This window comes from Methylobacterium sp. ME121, from assembly GCF_000974725.1.
GTDB lineage: Bacteria > Pseudomonadota > Alphaproteobacteria > Rhizobiales > Beijerinckiaceae > Methylobacterium > Methylobacterium radiotolerans.
Map to the genome: position 1 here is coordinate 15,358 of NZ_BBUX01000042.1, position 16,578 is coordinate 31,935.

Consider the following 16,578-nt stretch of genomic DNA (forward strand, 5'->3'; position numbering starts at 1 on the left):
GATCTTGTTCGAATAATTCGCGCCGTCCCGACCGAGCCAAGTCTCGCTACGAAGCATAGCAGGCCATTTTGCAGTGTTGCGATGATATATTTGCATCGTTTCAATCGATGCCATCGATCGATGCTGCCGGCAGATCCGTCGCACGCCTTGCGGGTGTGTGCCGATCAATCGGCCATGAAGTCCGGAGACATCGACACGGTCCGTCCCGCTTCGGTCAAAATCACCGACCTCGGAATCGCCTGCTCGAAGGTCGCTCCAAGATCCGTCAGACGTTGAAGCAGCTCAGGCAACCGGACGAGGCATCCAGCCTCGATGTCATGAATGACCATGACACTCCAGTCCTGCTCCCGCACCTGGGCCATCGCGGTCTCGACCCAGCCGTCCGCGTCCTTCCAGTCACCGGGGACGCTGTTCCAGGTGATCGTCGTGTAGCGTTCGGCGAGGAGGTGATCGAGCGCCGCCCGACTCAACAGATGCCGGCCGATCAGTCCGTCGTTCCCGTAGGGGCGGAAGAGCTTCTCCGGTCGCGTCAGCGAACCGATCCTTTGCTGCGTCTCCTCGATCTCTCGAAGCGCGTAGTCCCGGTCCGTCCGGTCCCCGAGTGCCACCGAATGCGTAAAGGTGTGATTTCCGATCCAATGCCCCGCTGTATGAGCAGCCCGCATGAGATCGGCTGCAGCGGGGTCGTCGAGCCTCTGCCCGATCACGAAGAAGGTGGTCTTGATTCCGGCCCGGTCTAGGATCCCCAGGATCTGATCCGTCACATGTGGTGTGGGGCCGTTGTCGAAGGTCAGGGTGACCTGCTTGGCTGCCATATCTGACTCCAATTCGGGCTCGTTCGCCGTAGCGTTCGCGGACACACTGGCGAGCTCCCGCGACGCCATCCCCGCTACAACCGACGCGTCGAATGAGAAGTCTTATCGCAGGCTCGACGGAGCGTGTGCAGGAAGGATGCGACGTGCGGAGGCAGGACCTCGTTCCGGCGCAGTAGCACGCCAGGGCTCCGCATGGGCGTGGGGGTTTCCAGAGGAACCGACAAAAGCGTCCCATCCTCTGGGACAGCCTGTCTCGACAGGATCGCGACGATGTTCATACGCCGAACCAGACCGAGGATGGGACCGATCGTGTTCATCTCTGCGACGAGGTGCGGGACGGCGCCGCATTGCCGGAAGCAGTCATCCAGCAGCCTGCGGGTGGTGAATTCCGGTGAGAGCAACACGACCGGCTGATGGTGGAGTTCCGCCATCCGGACCCATTTCCGGGCTGCCCACCGGTGTTCAGGCGAAAGCACGAGATCCAGAGGCTCGTCATAGAGGGGTTCGAAGGCGAGATCCTGCTGGTGGTCCGGCCTGTAGGAGATACCGAGATCGAGGGCACCGGCCAGGAGCCGCTCCTCGATCACGCTAGCGGCGAGTTCCTCCACGACGACGCGCATCGAAGGATTGCGGGTGAGGAACTCGGTCAGACAGGCGGGGACGAGATTGACGTTGAAGGTGTGCGTCGCGGCGATCCTGAGCCAACCGGTCAGGACCTGATCCTGGGGGGAGAGCGCCCGAAGGCCCTCATCCAGTTCGCCGAGGGCCCGTAGGACACGGGGCAGCAGGTTCTGCCCGGCTTCAGTGAGGAACACGCGCTTGCCGACGCGGTCGAACAGGCGTTGCCCGACCTGATCCTCCAGTTGCCGGATCTGGTGAGACAGGGTCGATTGGGTGATGTGCGTCTGCCGCGCGGCCCGGGTGAAGCTCAGGTGCTCAGCCAGAGCCACGAAGTAACGCAGGTGACGGAGTTCCATCGGTCTGCCCGTTCGATCGACGGCATCGATCAATTGAATGCATCGATATCATTATATCGATGCAACCCGGCGCGCTATACGATGCTGACGCTGGGCTGACGGCCTCTTGCTTCACGGTCCGCCACTCCGCGCAAACGCCCTGATTGGGAGCTCGAAGTGCCGAGGATTGGGAACGCGAGCCGGGACAGCGTCGGACCAGATCACCAGGGATTGTTCGACCGCCTAGAAGCGTTGCGGGGAAAGCCGGTCGAGAACGTCTTTCTCGCCGTCGCCAACGCGCCTGCGCTGTGTGACGGGGTTCTCGCGATGGCGATGTCGCTGCGCCAGAGCACTCTGCTCGACCGGCAACTTCGCGAACTAGCCGTCCTGACGGTCGGGCTTGAGATGCGGGCTGACTACGAGGTCGCGCATCACTGGAACTCGGCGGTGAAGGCCGGGCTGTCCCAAGCCAAGCTGGAGCGGCTTGCGCAGTTCGAGACGGATGACCGGTTCACCGCTTCCGAACGCGCCGTCATGCGCTTCGCTCGCGACGTGACGCGGACCGGCCGTGTCGATGACGGCCTCTGGGCCGAATTGTGCGGGTTCCTGGACGAGCAGGAGCGACTAGAATTGGTCCTGACGACGGCTTGGTACAACTGCGTCGTTCGCATCCTCCTCCCCCTCAATATCGAACTTGAGGACTGGTTCTCGCGCCTCTGAGGGCGAGCGCGAGAGAACTTGCGCCCGGCGTGCCTTCGAACCGGACGGAAGTTCCGGAACAGAATAGGGAGATCATGAAAATGGACGTGACGCCCGGAGGTGATCCGCCCGTGCTTGGCCTGCCGCCGGCTAAGTCATTCGCGACGGATGATGTGGATAGCGCCGCACTCTATCGAAAATTGCAGTGGCGGCTGCTGCCGTTCCTCTTCGCATGCTACGTGGCTGCCTATCTCGACCGGGTGAACATCGGCTACGCGCAGTTGCACATGCGCGCGGAGCTGGGCTTCAACGACGCGGTCTACGGCCTCGCCGCCGGACTGTTCTTTGTCAGCTACTTTCTGTGCGAAGTCCCGAGCAACTTCGTCCTTCAGCGCGTCGGCGCCCGGCGAACGCTGGCGCGCATCCTAATCCTGTGGGGGCTCGCCTCCTCGGCGACGATGTTCATCACCGGGCCCCATTCGTTCTACGCGCTGAGGCTGATCCTGGGCGCGTTCGAGGCGGGCCTCGCCCCCGGCGTGATGTACTACCTGACGCTCTGGTATCCGAACCGGCGCCGGGCGGAGATGACCGCGATCTTCCTGAGCGGCAGCATGCTCGCCGGTGTGATCGGCGCACCTGTCTCAGGTTTCATCCTCGAAGGCATGCAGGGCGTCCTCGGACTCAGGGGCTGGCAGTGGATGTTCCTTCTGGAGGGCATGCCGGCCGTGCTTCTCGGGCTCGTCGCGCTTCGGATCCTCGTCGACAAGCCTCAGGATGCTCCCTGGCTGACATCATCCGAGAAGGAGCTCCTCCGGGCGGAGATCGACAGGGACGCGAACTTGGCTGCCGGCGGCCATGCATTCGGTGCGGCGTTCCGCGATCCACGAATCTACGTCCTCGCGCTGGCATACTTCACCCTCGTCTGCGGGCTCTATGCGATCACGTTCTGGATGCCCGTGATGATGCAGGCCGCCGGTGTCCAGGGAGCCGCCGCGATCGGCCTATGGTCCGTAATTCCCTATGCGGTCGGCGGCATCGGCATGGTGTGGCTGTCCCGACGCTCGGACCGACGGCAAGAGCGGCGGTGGCATTACGCCGTCTGTGTCGGTGTCGGTGCCTGCGCGCTGATTGGGGCGTCCCTCGCCGGCGCGAACCTTCCAGTCGTCCTGGCACTGCTCTCCGTCGCGACCGCCACGCTCTTCGGCGCGATGCCGATCTTCTACGGCATCCCGATGGCCTATCTCCCCGAGCGTTCGGCCGCGGGCGGGTTGGCGCTGATCAATTGCCTTGGCCTTACGGGTGGCTTCGTGAGCCCCTTCCTGCTCGGCTGGATCCGGAACGCGACGGGGAGCCTGACGCCCGGCCTGTGGTTCATGACAGGCCTGATGCTGACGGGCATCGTGGTGCTACTCCTGGCGACACGCCGCCCGTTCACGCGAGTCACGCCCCACCCCGCCACCTCCGGGCTCGCTTTCAGGTCGGAGGCAGGCCGGTGAGCCTCGATAGCTTGGCCCACCGCTGGTATGCGTCGGAAGGGAGCCGGTCGCCGCTCCTCCTCCTGCACGGCACCGGAGGTGACGAAGACGAGCTTGTGCCCTTTGCCCAGGCAGCGGCCCCCGGCGCGCCGATGCTGGCCGTCCGCGGAGCCGTATCGGAAGGTGGCAAGCTGCGCCACTTCGCCCGCCATCCGGACGGTCGTTTCGATTCATCCGAGGTCGTCCGCCGAGCCGATGAGCTGGCGGCCTTCGTCGCGGCCGCCCGCGACCGTTACGGTTTCGGGCCCCCGCTCGCCCTCGGCTTCTCGAACGGAGCCAACATCGCGGCCGCACTCATGCTTCTGCATCCTGCTCTTCTGACAGGCGCGATCCTGTTGCGCGCCGTTCCACCGCTGACTGGTACCGCCCACGCTGCCCTCGTCGGGCGGCGTGCCGTCGTCGTCTCGGGCGAGACGGATACGATCGCGCCGCCGGCACTCGGGGCCGATCTGGCACTTTGCCTGACCGAGCTGGGCGCCGAAGCGACCCACCATGTCCTACCCTGCGGCCACGACCTGACATCGGCCGATGTGACCCTCGCCCGCAACTGGCTCAGCTCTCTCGCCGAAGGGGCACCCGCTGGACCGGCTTCCTCCCACTTGATTCGCCCTTGATCCGGAGATGATCGATGAAGCTCTGTCGTTACGGTGAGGTTGGGTCCGAGCGGCCTGCTCTGGTCGATGCTGCAGGCGTCCTCCGCGACCTCTCGTCGGTGTGCCGTGATCTTGGTCCGTCCGAACTCGCGCCCGACGGTCTCGCCAGGATCGCACAGACGGATCCGACGCGCCTGCCTCGGGTAGAAGGAAGCCCCCGCCTCGGCGTTCCGTTCACAGGACTCTCGAAGTTCATCTGCATCGGGCTCAACTACTCGGACCACGCGGCCGAGGCCGGCATGGCGATCCCGAGCGAGCCGATTATCTTCCTCAAGGCTCCGAGCGCCGTCTGCGGGCCGAACGACGACACGATCCAGCCCCGCGACTCCACCAAGCTCGACTGGGAAGTGGAGCTCGGTATCGTGATCGGATCGACGGCTCGGTACGTCACCGAGGAGCACGCCCTCGATCATGTCGCCGGGTACTGCGTCGTGAACGACGTCTCCGAGCGGGCCTTCCAGCTTCAGTCCAGCCAATGGGACAAGGGCAAGGGTTGCGACACGTTCGGTCCAATTGGCCCCTGGCTCGTGACGAAGGACGAGATACACGATCCGCAGCGGCTCGACATGTGGCTCGACGTGAATGGAACCCGCCGTCAAACGGGCAATACGCGCACGATGATCTTCGGTGTTCGCGAGATCATCGCTTATTGCAGCCGATACATGACGCTCCTGCCCGGCGACATCATTGCGACGGGCACGCCGCCGGGCGTCGGCATGGGTATCAAGCCCGAGCCCGTCTGGTTGCAGCCGGGCGACACGGTCTCGCTGGGGATAGAGGGCCTCGGGCAGCAAGGCCAGCGCATCCGGCGGGCCGATCACGGCTAGGGCGCGGTCGACCGGATCAGGCTCGGGGAGAATAACCCGTCCTAATCCTCGCCGCCCTTCGATCGGGTTCGGATAGCCGCACGGCCGCACGTGAACGGCTGCGTTTGGCCGAAAGCGGAACAACCGCTTCGGAGAAGGCCGACCAGAGATGCGGACGACCTTCAATCGATCCGGATCGGAAAGGAACCGAGCGAAACGCGTCACTCATAAGCAGACGTCCCGGCCTTGACCGAGAGCCTCCAGTTCCATCCCCGCGGCTCAAGCGGCAAACCGGCATCAAACAAGCGTTAACCCTTAAGACAGATGTGGCGGACCATACCTCAGGTCACTGTCGCGGTGTCTTGCCAGACTGCGCCAAGGAGCCTTCGCGCGCTTGCATAAGCCACCTGCAATCTCCAGCTTGGGCGCGATCAAATGGCCGAGATGTCCGTCGATGAAGCTCTGAACAGAGCCAACGTCGATATCCAAGCGGGACGGCACCAAGAAGCCAGAAATCTCCTGGAGGCGATACTCAAAGTAGAAGACAAGCATCCGCGAGCCTTGATCGGACTTTCGGTCGTCAGCTTTCAACAAGGCGACCTGCCGAACGCGGTCAACTACATTTCGGGAATAGTCCTGGAGAATCCATTCGACAGCGACCTCCTCGGCACGTGCTCGGCCCTTCTGCGGAGCTTTTCCGTCGAGGAATTCGCCGATCGTGTCGAAGCGATAAGGGATGACGCCAAGAAGGATGCGCGGACAATAAGGGCGTGCCTCGACGGCTTCCTCAACATGGCTGATTTCGGATCGTCGGGCGAGGCGATCGTGCGGGTTCCATCCGAGATCGCGAGCGCGATCCACTTCATATCGCTCGACGCTCTGTCTGTAGGCTCCAACAGATCGAAGTTCGGTCGGTACTCCCCTATCAACTGTGTCATCGCTCCTACCGCGGGAGACTATGAATTCCGCGAGAAGCACTTCATCTACGCGTCCTCACTGCTGGAGGACAAGCAGGAGGTCCTCGAGGCGTTCGGCCTCCGGGATCTGGCACGGGTCAAAGCGGTTCACAAGGTCAAAGCCAAGCGCATGTCGGATGCCCTCGATGAAATCGGGGTCTCAGGTCTCGACTATTTCAAGAGCGATCTGGAGGGCATAGACGGCTTGGTCCTGCGCGACGCCCGGCAGCACATCGCCGGGGCCGCCGTCGTACAGGCCGAACTCCGTTTCATGCCGGCCTACGAGGGGGAGCCGCACTTCGACGAGACCGTCGCCTACATGCGCGGACAAGATTTCGAGGTGCTGCATCTGACCAATGAGAATTGGCGGTACGCGACCCGGCACAGGGATCACATGGCCAGAGGTCGGACGGTGTTTGCGGATACCGTGTTCGTGAAGAATATCGACACGTATCTATCGCTTCAAGGACGCTCGACCGAGGCCGTGGTTCGATATTGCCTCGCCTGCGGCGTGTCCGGCAACGCAAACTATGCCGAATTCATACTCGAGAAGCACAAGGAACTCGTCCCTTGTGATCTCGTCGCCGCTCTCGTCAACTACCTGATACCGAAGGCCCGCTTCGGTCAGCCTCAGTTCGCCAAGACCCGGCTCGGTCATGTCGCCATGTCGTGACCGGAATTTCCAGCCTCACGCCCTGGAAGGCTGCGGCGGCGGGCCATCCAGGGCGATCAGATCGACGTTCCGCGCCTTGAGGACGCTGAACAGGCCTTCCAGTTCTCTATCGCAGGGATCGTCCACGATCGCGGCTTCCGGCGTGTCCTCCTCCAGCCACGCCTCCGCATCCTTGTTGGAGGAGAACCCGAGCGGGTCGTAGCCGAGTCTCTCGAGCAAACGGCACGCCCGTCGCCGCCGTGCGGCGCTACGGGAGAGGGCCAGGGCCGGAGGCCGGAGCGGACGAGCGGCCATCACGCGGCCTTCCGCGACTTCGAGGACGTCGCCTTGCCCGCGCCGCGGTTCGAATTTAGCCGCGACCGCTTCGAACCCGCCTTCTTCCGGGCAGCGGCCGGCTGAGCGGAGGATCCACCCTTCTCGGAGTCGATGCTGCGCCTGAGGGCCTCCATCAGGTTCACGACGTTGCTGGAGCTCGGTGCCGCCACCTTCGATCGACCCTTGCCCTTCTCGGGCTTCTTCGCCTTGCCCTTGACCAGCGCGATCAGCGCTTCCTCGTAGCGGTCCTCGAACTTCGACGGATCGAACTTCCTCGTCGACCGGGCGATCAGCTCCTCAGCCAGGGACCGCATCTCGTCGGTCGGATTGCCGTCCGGCATGTCCTCGAAGTAGGCGGTGGGCGACCGGATCTCGTCCTGGTACCGCAGCAGGGTCGCCAGCAGGCCTTTGCCGTAGGGCTCGATCAGGACGATGCGCTCCCGCTTGTAGATGACGATCCGGCCCAGGCCCGCCATCCCCTTCTTCCTCATCGCATCCCGGATGACGGCGAACGCCTCGCGCGAGACCTTGTCCTCGGCCGCGAGGTAGTAGGGCTTGTCGAGGTAGCGCTCGTCGACCTCCTCGCGCTTGCAGAACGCCTCGATGTTGATCGTATGCGTGCTTTCCAGCGCGATCTCGCTGAGCTCCTCGTCCTCGACGGGGACGAGGTCGTCCTTGGCGACCTCGCAGCCCTTCACTTGGTCATCGCGGTTGACACTCTCCCCGGTCACCGAGTCGACCAGCAGCTGCTTCACGCGGTTGCCGGTCTCACGGTTGATCGTGTGGCACTTCAGGTCCCGCGACGAGCTGATCGCCGGATACAGCCCGACGGAGCAGGAGACGAGTGAAAGTCGCAGGTGCCCCTTCCAATTGGCGCGAGATGCCACCGCAGCCTCCAGAATTCGCACAAGTATTCGTCGCCGGCGATGAGTCGATGCGATGCCGACCACGAATTCGGCGACTCAACGAGAGTCGCTCTCGACTCGTTCCTGCACAGTTTGTCCTGTGGATAACTTGCGAGATCTTGCCTGCCCCCGCAGTCGAAGCGGCATCCCGGAACCGGCGATCGGCCGCGCGGTTTGCCGGAAGTCATGTCCGAACTCCTCAAGCCGTACCGCGAGAAGCGGGACTTCGAGTCCTCGCCCGAGCCTCGTGGGCACCGTGGCCGGAAGACCGCCAAGGCGCGCTTCGTCGTCCAGAAGCACGACGCCCGACGCCTGCACTACGATCTGCGGCTGGAGATGGACGGGGTGCTCAAGAGCTGGGCCGTCACCCGCGGGCCGAGCCTATCGCCGGCCGAGAAGCGGCTCTCCGTCCGCACCGAGGACCACCCCCTCGACTACCTGCGCTGGGAAGGGGCGATCCCCAAGGGCCAGTACGGCGGCGGAACCATGATCGTCTGGGACATCGGCTCCTGGGAACCGGTCGGCGATGCGGCCGCCGGTCTCGAGAAGGGCCACCTCGAGTTCGTTCTGCGGGGAGAGCGGCTCGGCGGCCGTTGGCATCTCGTGCGCATGAAGGGTCGCGGCGGCGAGAAGAGGCAGCCGTGGCTGCTGATGAAGGCCGAGGACGAGCATGCCCGCCGCGAGGGCGACATCCTCGGCGAGCACGATGCGTCGGTCCTGTCGGGCCGGACCAACCGCGATCTCGCCGCCGGCGGCGAGATCAGACCCGACCACGCGGCACGTGCGAAAGTTGCCTTGACGCGCGTGACGAAGACCGCCTCGGCCCGGTCCCCGCGCGCCCGCAAGGCCGTGCTGCCGCCCTTCGTCGAGCCGGCCTTGGCGACCCTCGTCGACGCGGCGCCGACCGGAGAGGGCTGGCTGTACGAGATTAAGCACGACGGCTACCGCATGCAGGCGCGCATCGACGGAGGTGCCGTGAAGCTGTCGACGCGATCCGGCCTCGACTGGACGGCGAAGTTCGAGCCGATCGCGAAGGCCCTCCAGAAGCTGAAGCTGCCCTCCGCCCTGATCGACGGCGAGATCGTCGTCGAGAACGCGAGCGGCATCTCGAGCTTCGCGGCGCTTCAGCAGGCCCTCGCTGACGGCGACACGGGCGCGGCGCTCTTCTACGCCTTCGACTTGCTCTACATCGACGGCAAGGACATCCGCGCCCTCCCCCTGACCGAGCGCAAGGCTCTGCTGCTGCAGAGCCTGGACGATGCGGGGTCCGCCGACCGGATCCGGTTCAGCGAGCATCTCATCGACGACGGTGCGGCCATGGCCCGCCATGCCTGCCGCCTCGGGCTCGAAGGCATCGTCGCCAAGCGGGCCGACGCGGCCTACCGCTCCGGACGAAGCGATCTCTGGCGCAAGGTGAAATGCACCGGCTCCCAGGATTTCGTCGTCGCGGGCTTCATGCCCTCAGGCACGGCCCCTAAATCCGTCGGCTCGTTGATCCTGGGAACACACCAGGATGGCACCCTCGTCCACGTGGGACGGGTGGGTACGGGGTTAGGCGACGCGGTCGCGCGCGAGCTCTGGGTGAAGCTGGAGTCCCTGCGGATCCCAGCGCCGCCGTTCGACGCCGAACTGCCGCCCCTGGCGCGCCGCAATGCACGATGGGTGGAGCCTCGTCTCGTCTGCGAGGTGACGTTCCGCGGATGGACCGCCGACGGTCAACTGCGGCATGCGTCTTTCAAGACCATCCGGACCGGCGTGGCGCCCGACGAGGTCGTCCGGAAGGCGGCGCCGGCGCGCTCACGGGCGCCGAAGCGGAGAACCGCGGAGTCGACCGTGACGCTCACGCATCCAGATCGCGTGCTCTGGCCGGACGTCGGCCTGACGAAGGAGGGCTTGGCCGGGTACTATGCCCAGATCGCCGACCGCATCCTGCCGCACGTGATCGACCGGCCTCTGTCGCTCGTCCGGTGCCCGGCTGGCCTCGGCTCGTGCTTCTACCAGAAGCACGGCTGGTCCGGGATCGACGAACGCCTTCTCCGCGTCCTCGAAGGCGGGACCGGGAAGGCGGTCGTGATCGGCGACCCGGATGGCCTGCGCGCCCTGGTCCAGGCGAGCGTCCTGGAGATCCATCCCTGGGGCGCGACGGCCGCGGACCCGGATCGGCCGGACCGCTTGGTCTTCGATCTGGATCCCGGGGACGGCGTGGGCTGGACCGACCTCGTCGCCGGCGCGCTCGAGGTCCGCGAGCGTCTGCGGATCTCGGGGTTCGGCGCCTTCGTCAAGACGACCGGAGGTAAGGGACTGCACGTCGTCGTCCCGGTCGAACCGAAGGCTGGGTGGGATGAGGCGAAGGCGTTCTCGAAGGGGCTCGCCTCCGAGATGGCCAAGAACGCGCCCGACCGCTACGTCGCGACCGTGTCCAAGAAGTCCAGGGACGGCCGCATCTATATCGACTATCTGCGCAACCAGCGTGGTGCGACCGCGGTCGCGACCTTCTCGACCCGCGCCCGCGCGAGAGCGCCGGTCTCGGTGCCGGTCGGCTGGGACGAACTCCCGTTCCTCGGTTCCGGATCGCGCTTCGACGTCGCCACCCTGCCCGGTCGCTTGGCGGCGCTCGGCAAGGATCCCTGGGCCGGCTTCGAGCGTGCCGCGCGGCCTCTGGAGGCGGCCGGCAAGCGCGGGCGTCGACGAATCTGACTGGCCTGTCTGTATGGACTTGCCGTCGGCTCGTGCAAGGTCAGCGTGGGCCGGGCAGGCGAAGAGCGAGATAGCGGACGGTCTTGGCCCCGCCGTGAATGGTGGCTGCGCCGACCTCCTCGAAGCCGAGCCGGGCGTGGATGGCGTCCGAGCTCGGGTTGGGCGGCATCGAGTTGACTTCGCACACGATCAGGTCGTGACCGGCCTCGCGGCCATTCCGAAAGAGATCCTCGTAGAGCCGCCGCGCATGCCCGAGGCCGCGGGCACTCCCGGCGACCACGACCCGATCGACGTACACGAAGCGCAGGTAGCGACTGCGGAACCAGAGGTAGTTCGGGCCCGCATAGGTCGGATGCCGCTCGTCGAGGGCGATCAGGAATGCGTCATCGCGGCCGATCCGAAGCGCGCGGAAGCTCCATGCCACGAGCTTGGAGAGCCCTACCTCGTCGAGCAGGGAGAGTTCGGCCGCGTGCGCGTTGTTGAGGGCCAGGAGCGGACCGGTGTCGGCCGGTGTGATCTCCGGCACGCCATCAGGACCATGCTTGCACCTCGACAGCGGCATTTTTAGCATCTCGATGGCCGATAGCAGCCACAAACTCCTTATTGTCTTCGCGCTTGATATAATCCAAGTGTTGTTTTGCGGCCTCGACAGCGCCGCAGGCTATCTGCACAAATTTGTCAATCTGCCCCTTGTCATGTCGGGCCATCATTTGGATACGCCAACGGCAGGCATTCTTTCTGACCGCGGGATATTCGACGAGATTTGTGATAGCACCTTCGTTATAGGCATAATGATTGGCAAGGCGCGATAAGGCGCTGTCGCCTAGAAGAACGGGGATGATTGCGCTGGGCTGACCAAGAACTGTAAAGTTGGTTTCAGCCATGCGCTGCCGCATGTGCAGCGAATTGCTCATGAGCTTCTCGCGTAAATCCCTCCCCTCATCAGCCTCGATCACATCGAGACAACTCCCAATGATGGCGCATTGAACTGGCGAGATCGCGTTGGTGAATGTGAGCGGGCCGCAGTTGTATCGCAGGGCAAGCTTCAGGCTTGCTGAATTGCTTGCTACGAAGCCGCCGTTCGTCGCAAAAGTCTTAGAGAAGGATCCCATTAGAATGTCGGGGAATCCGATGCAGTCCTGAAGCTCCAGGTACCCCTTACCTTTGTCTCCGATCGCACCTAGATCATGTGCTACGTCGACCAAGAGCGTGGCATCGTACTGATTGCATGCATCTTGCAGTTCTCGAATCTGCGGGACATCGCTGTCCATAGAAAAGACCGTCTCGGTGACGAGAAGGATTCCATCGGCGGGATAAGCGCTCCGAATTTTGGCAAGTAGGGCACAGGCGCGCCTATAGGACAGATGTGGAAAGAAATGAACGTTCTTGGTCGCTCCATAAGCGCCTTCAACTAGACACGCATGTGCGAGGCGATCGATTACGACATGGTCGGTGGGCCTAACCAATGTCTTTATCACTCCATATCCGGCACCCCAGCCGGTAGGGAACAGAGTGCAGTCCGAGTACCCTAAAAATTCGGCTAGACGTCGCTCCAGCTCAACAGAAAGAGATGTATTCCCCATTAAAGCTGCCGAACCAGCGCTATGAAGACCCGCGTTGTCGATGGCAGCCTTTGCTGCAGCTTTCACAGCCGGATGAGAAGATAGGTTGAGATAGTCCTGCGACCCAAAATTCACTCCTTGAGTGCCCCGCCCGTCGCGGGTGTTGACGTGGCATTCCGGCTCGATGCGGGACGAGGTCTGTTTCGAGTATGGATCCAAACCCATAGCAAGTCGTCGATCCAGCCAGCTCTGATGCTCATCCCAGCGAGTTAGAAGGTCGGTCGAGGTCATCGAGCTGTAGTGCGTTACGTTTTTGTACAGGACGTCATCGGCAATGGTTCGGTACATATCAGCCCCGCAGTTTATTCAAGCCACGATTGTCGCTCATGACTGGACCATCAACTCGATCGTGCCTCGCGCTTGAAACCAGATATATAAGCTTGACCAACGGAGCTATTTATCCAAGTCGTCGCATCAGCGTGGGAGCTGAAGCACTCGACCACAATATGAGGGCTCAGTTTTCCATACAGTGGGACAACGACCCGCCATCGGCCGCGCAAAACCATGGCATACGGTGGGGATGATCTGCGACTTGTCATCTCACACCCCAGGAGCCCCGCCCTACTTCCGAACGCCGGTCGGTCGTGCGTGAGTCCCTGCTAAATTCTGTGCCACGGACGTTCATACCTTGAATGTGGTATGGGCGATCGCTTAGACTGAATTCCCGATCGGTACAGGCCTATTCCGTGAGCGATCCGTACTCGTTTATTGATCAATGCTACGCCGCGGTTCTCGAGCCCGACCGATGGCCGGCCGTTCTCAATGCGCTTTCTGAGATCACGGGCGCTTACGGCTGTGGACTGGTATCTCACGACGCGAGTAGAACAGGTTCGACGCTCCACTCGGACAGCCTAAAGGTCGCAGACAACGATTTCAAAACCTACTGGTGGCAGCACGACACAAGGATTCATAGGTCCAAGAAGCTCGTCTTTCAAAACGGTGATATCGCGACAGACTTTGGGGTAGTGTCCGAACGGGACAAAAGCCTGGATCCATTCTTCCAGGAGTTCTGCAAGCCGTATAAAATGGAGGAGATCGCCGCCTATTTCGCCAAGGATCCGCTTGGCGGCATGATGACGGTCAGCATATTCCGCGGCAGCAATAAATCAGCGTTCGATAGCGAGGAGTTGCGCGCGCTTAAAAATTGTCGCTCCGCATGTCGCGCGCGCATACCAACTCACAGTTGCCATGAAAATTGCCAGCATGGCCACCTCCGACGTCCTGGAGGGACTCAGCAGCACCAATGTCGGGGCGATACTACTAGACGACCGAGGATACGTTAGGCAGGCCAACGAGGCCGCGTTGCGCATGTCGAAGGGTCTCTTCGCCATGATCTTGGGCGCTCCGATCAGATTGAATGTAATCGCCGGGGGAAAGCAGCTGGACAACGCAATACGAGAGGCATTGCCCTATAGCTATCAGCCACGCAGTGGCTCGGCCGTAGTGTCGGCATCCCTTGGCGAGCCAACCCATATCTTCACGACGCTTCCGGTGAAGTCAGCGGACAGCTTCCTGCAGCGAATCGGAGTTCGTACAGGTGGTGTCCTCGTGTCATTCAGAGAACTCAAGGCCGAGACGGGTAGATCCGTCAAAGCCAATCTTCGGGATATAGGACTAACCCCGGCGGAAGCAAATGTCGCTGAACTGGTTGGAATGGGACATTCCCCCAGAGAAGTAGCGGAACTCGGCGGTGTGAGCGAGGCAACGGTCCGAGTACAATTAAGATCTATCTATCACAAGCTGTCTATAAGACGCCAAAGCGAGCTAGCTCTGTATATCTCAAGATTACGCATTAACCTATGACAGCCCATATAATGACCAAATAAAGCAGGGCCGGGCAATTCAACGTGAAGATCGTATGCCGGCTTGGTGCATTATCGACCCGATTGATTCAGGGCGGCCTGGATCGCGCTCCTCGTCCGCGGCTGCGCCACGTGCCTGACGGCCGCGAGCAGGGCGGCACGGGAAGCGGCGTCCGAGGCGGCGACCTCGAGAAGCGCGTTCTCCATGGCAGCGCAAAGGCCGTCGTCCGATGCATGCTCCAGGACCTGGACGAGCGTGACGACCGCCGGCGCCCCGAAGCCCGCGAGGACGCCGCCGAGACGCCACCAGACCGGCCGGAACGACGATCGGACGAGCACGTCCACGAGGGTGGTCATGTGCCTTTCGTCGGGCTGGCCCATGCGGACTAGGTCGTCGACGAGCTGCAGACGGAGCCGATCGTTGTCCGCCTTCGACAAGGCGATCACGACGTCGTCGACGGCGGCCTGCGCCGGTTCACCGATCAAACCCAGCGCGTAGAAGATTACGGTCCGGGTGTCCTGGTCCTGTACGTGGTCGAGCGCGCTCAGAAGCGGCTCGGCCGCGGGCTTGCCGATCGAGCCGAGCATCCTGGCGATCTGACGTTTGACCCTCGTGTCCCAGTGCTTGACGAGCGCGGCGACGAGGTCCCGGATCTGGTGTTCGGGCAGCCGCAGGCCCGCATCGAGCGCCTTCTGCATCCCGATGAGACCATCGCTTACCCAGGAGCCTCTCGGCGCATGCTTGAGCGCCGTCACCCTTGCGGTGAAGAGCACGTCTGCGGGGGTGCCGATCTCCGCGAGGGCTTGTACGAGAGTGTCGAGCTCCTCGCGGTCGGTCGAGCCCTCCGCCGCCCGGCCGAGGGTGTCGACGGCAGCTCCCGCCTCCGTACCGAGATCGCCGATCACCTTCGCGATCGGGATCTTGCAGGCAGGGGAACCCGCTTCGAACTCCTCAATGAGGAAGTCCAGGGCGCCTGTTCTGAGGGTGCCGGCTGCAGCGGCCGCGGCTCGTAGAACGCGCTCGTTGCTCGAAGCGCGAAAGACCGTGCGGAGGGCATCGAGGTCGGACGGTGACCGCAGGCCGATCTCGGTCAAGGCATCGATCATCGTAGCCCGTGCGTCGTCGTCGGCGACCTGCCGCAGCCTGTCCAGAAGCAGGTCCAACGCCATGCCGGCATCCGGACCGATCCTGCCGAGAGCGCGGGCATACGCCGATCTCTGCCCATCGTTGGAGGCGGCTGCGAAGGCCGCGTAGAGCGGGAGGACGGTGGCGAGGCCCATCCGGCCGAGGGCGAAGGCGATGTCGTGCGCGAGCTTGGTGCCCTCGGCCGCGGGCAGGCCGGAAATCAGCACGTCGATCATCTGCGGGCCGGCAGGCTCGAGATTGTCCACGAACAGCTCGAGCTGCCGATCCGCCTGCCTGCCGCATCGCGCCAGGACGAGCGGTATCACCGACGGGAAGACGGCTGCAGCGGCCGGTCCGATCCCGGCGATCGCGTACGCCATGGCCCTCGCGACTTCCGCGTCTTCGGTCGAGGCCAGCACATGCATGAGATCGGGGATCGCGGACGCGGCGTCGGGTCCGATCCTGTTCAGCGCGTAGCCGATCCATCGCAGGACGTCGGGGTCCTGGACCGAGGTCAGGGCCGTGATCAGGGTCCCCAGATCGGCCGCGCTCGCATGCCAGAGCAGGCCGGCGAGATGTCGACTGGCGACCGCCCCAACGGGATCGTGCAGAGCCTCCGCGAGCCCTTCCAAGGGCCCGGGCGCGGCCTCCGGCGCGAGCGCGCCACCGCCTTCGATGAACCGATCCAGCAGGGCGGTCGCGGCGTCGAAATCCTCGTCCACCTCCTCGCCAGTGTTCGGAACCGTCGTGTGTGCGACGACCCTCCCGCGCGCGATCCTGAACAGGAGGAATTCCGCAGGGGTGAAATAATCCCAATCGGTGCCGGGGGCGTTGCCTGACGGACAGTAGAGATCGCCGGAGAACCATGTGGCAGGGACCGGGGTGTCGACCTCATGGACGTCGAGCATGCCGATGTGTCGCTCAGGCTGCTCGCTGCAGTCGTCCTTATCGAGATCCTCTCTCGCTACGCCCCAAAATTCTTGAAGGTAGAGATGTCCTCCCGCGATGGCCCACTTGG

Annotated in this window: 14 protein-coding genes; 7 read left to right on the forward strand and 7 right to left on the reverse strand. The window is 63.5% G+C overall.

Annotated features, from left to right (window positions below):
* Positions 1-164: 164 nt before the first annotated feature.
* Positions 165-815, reverse strand: coding sequence for a polysaccharide deacetylase family protein (locus ME121_RS21770; protein WP_029359437.1), 651 nt, complete (start codon positions 813-815; stop codon positions 165-167).
* A 74-nt stretch (positions 816-889) separates the two neighbouring features.
* Positions 890-1,825 (reverse strand): LysR substrate-binding domain-containing protein, encoded by a 936-nt coding sequence (locus ME121_RS21775; RefSeq protein WP_128083379.1) that lies wholly within the window; start codon positions 1,823-1,825, stop codon positions 890-892.
* A 177-nt stretch (positions 1,826-2,002) separates the two neighbouring features.
* Here ME121_RS21775 and ME121_RS21780 point away from each other — a divergent pair, with 177 nt between their 5' ends.
* The 5 genes from ME121_RS21780 to ME121_RS21800 all read left to right on the forward strand — a co-directional run bounded on the left by ME121_RS21780 (position 2,003) and on the right by ME121_RS21800 (position 7,093).
* The gene (locus ME121_RS21780) at positions 2,003-2,491 is read left to right on the forward strand and encodes a carboxymuconolactone decarboxylase family protein (RefSeq protein WP_051252315.1); all 489 of its coding nucleotides are present in this window, start codon (positions 2,003-2,005) and stop codon (positions 2,489-2,491) included.
* Positions 2,492-2,571: 80 nt separating this feature from the next.
* Positions 2,572-3,966: an MFS transporter gene (locus tag ME121_RS21785; protein WP_245337891.1), complete on the forward strand. Its 1,395-nt coding sequence runs from the start codon at positions 2,572-2,574 to the stop codon at positions 3,964-3,966.
* Positions 3,963-4,619, forward strand: a complete 657-nt coding sequence (locus ME121_RS21790; protein WP_059409588.1) for an alpha/beta hydrolase — start codon at positions 3,963-3,965, stop codon at positions 4,617-4,619. The genes ME121_RS21785 and ME121_RS21790 overlap by 4 nt, the downstream gene beginning before the upstream one ends.
* A gap of 14 nt (positions 4,620-4,633) precedes the next feature.
* Complete coding sequence (locus tag ME121_RS21795; RefSeq protein WP_029359442.1) at positions 4,634-5,485, forward strand: fumarylacetoacetate hydrolase family protein; 852 nt, start codon at positions 4,634-4,636, stop codon at positions 5,483-5,485.
* Between the two features lie 414 nt (positions 5,486-5,899).
* Positions 5,900-7,093: a tetratricopeptide repeat protein gene (locus tag ME121_RS21800; protein ID WP_107645644.1), complete on the forward strand. Its 1,194-nt coding sequence runs from the start codon at positions 5,900-5,902 to the stop codon at positions 7,091-7,093.
* 15 nt (positions 7,094-7,108) lie between these two features.
* Here ME121_RS21800 and ME121_RS21805 read toward each other — a convergent pair whose 3' ends face one another.
* Together ME121_RS21805 and ku are read right to left on the reverse strand one after the other, a co-directional pair.
* Complete coding sequence (locus ME121_RS21805; protein ID WP_020096268.1) at positions 7,109-7,312, reverse strand: hypothetical protein; 204 nt, start codon at positions 7,310-7,312, stop codon at positions 7,109-7,111.
* Between the two features lie 74 nt (positions 7,313-7,386).
* Complete coding sequence (ku, locus tag ME121_RS21810) at positions 7,387-8,295, reverse strand: non-homologous end joining protein Ku (protein WP_029359445.1); 909 nt, start codon at positions 8,293-8,295, stop codon at positions 7,387-7,389.
* A gap of 204 nt (positions 8,296-8,499) precedes the next feature.
* Here ku and ligD point away from each other — a divergent pair, with 204 nt between their 5' ends.
* Positions 8,500-11,010: a DNA ligase D gene (gene ligD / locus ME121_RS21815; RefSeq protein ID WP_059409589.1), complete on the forward strand. Its 2,511-nt coding sequence runs from the start codon at positions 8,500-8,502 to the stop codon at positions 11,008-11,010.
* Positions 11,011-11,050: 40 nt separating this feature from the next.
* Here ligD and ME121_RS21820 read toward each other — a convergent pair whose 3' ends face one another.
* Both ME121_RS21820 and ME121_RS34010 read right to left on the reverse strand, forming a co-directional pair.
* Positions 11,051-11,572 (reverse strand): GNAT family N-acetyltransferase, encoded by a 522-nt coding sequence (locus ME121_RS21820; RefSeq protein ID WP_059409590.1) that lies wholly within the window; start codon positions 11,570-11,572, stop codon positions 11,051-11,053.
* A complete protein-coding gene (locus tag ME121_RS34010; RefSeq protein ID WP_179240053.1) occupies positions 11,541-12,863 on the reverse strand; it encodes an aminotransferase class I/II-fold pyridoxal phosphate-dependent enzyme in 1,323 nt (440 codons plus the stop codon). Before ME121_RS34010 ends, ME121_RS21820 begins: the two co-directional genes overlap by 32 nt.
* 972 nt (positions 12,864-13,835) lie before the next feature.
* Here ME121_RS34010 and ME121_RS34015 point away from each other — a divergent pair.
* Positions 13,836-14,435, forward strand: a complete 600-nt coding sequence (locus ME121_RS34015; protein WP_491892858.1) for a helix-turn-helix transcriptional regulator — start codon at positions 13,836-13,838, stop codon at positions 14,433-14,435.
* 71 nt (positions 14,436-14,506) lie between these two features.
* Here ME121_RS34015 and ME121_RS21825 read toward each other — a convergent pair whose 3' ends face one another.
* Complete coding sequence (locus ME121_RS21825) at positions 14,507-16,468, reverse strand: HEAT repeat domain-containing protein (protein ID WP_179240051.1); 1,962 nt, start codon at positions 16,466-16,468, stop codon at positions 14,507-14,509.
* Positions 16,469-16,578 lie beyond the last annotated feature (110 nt).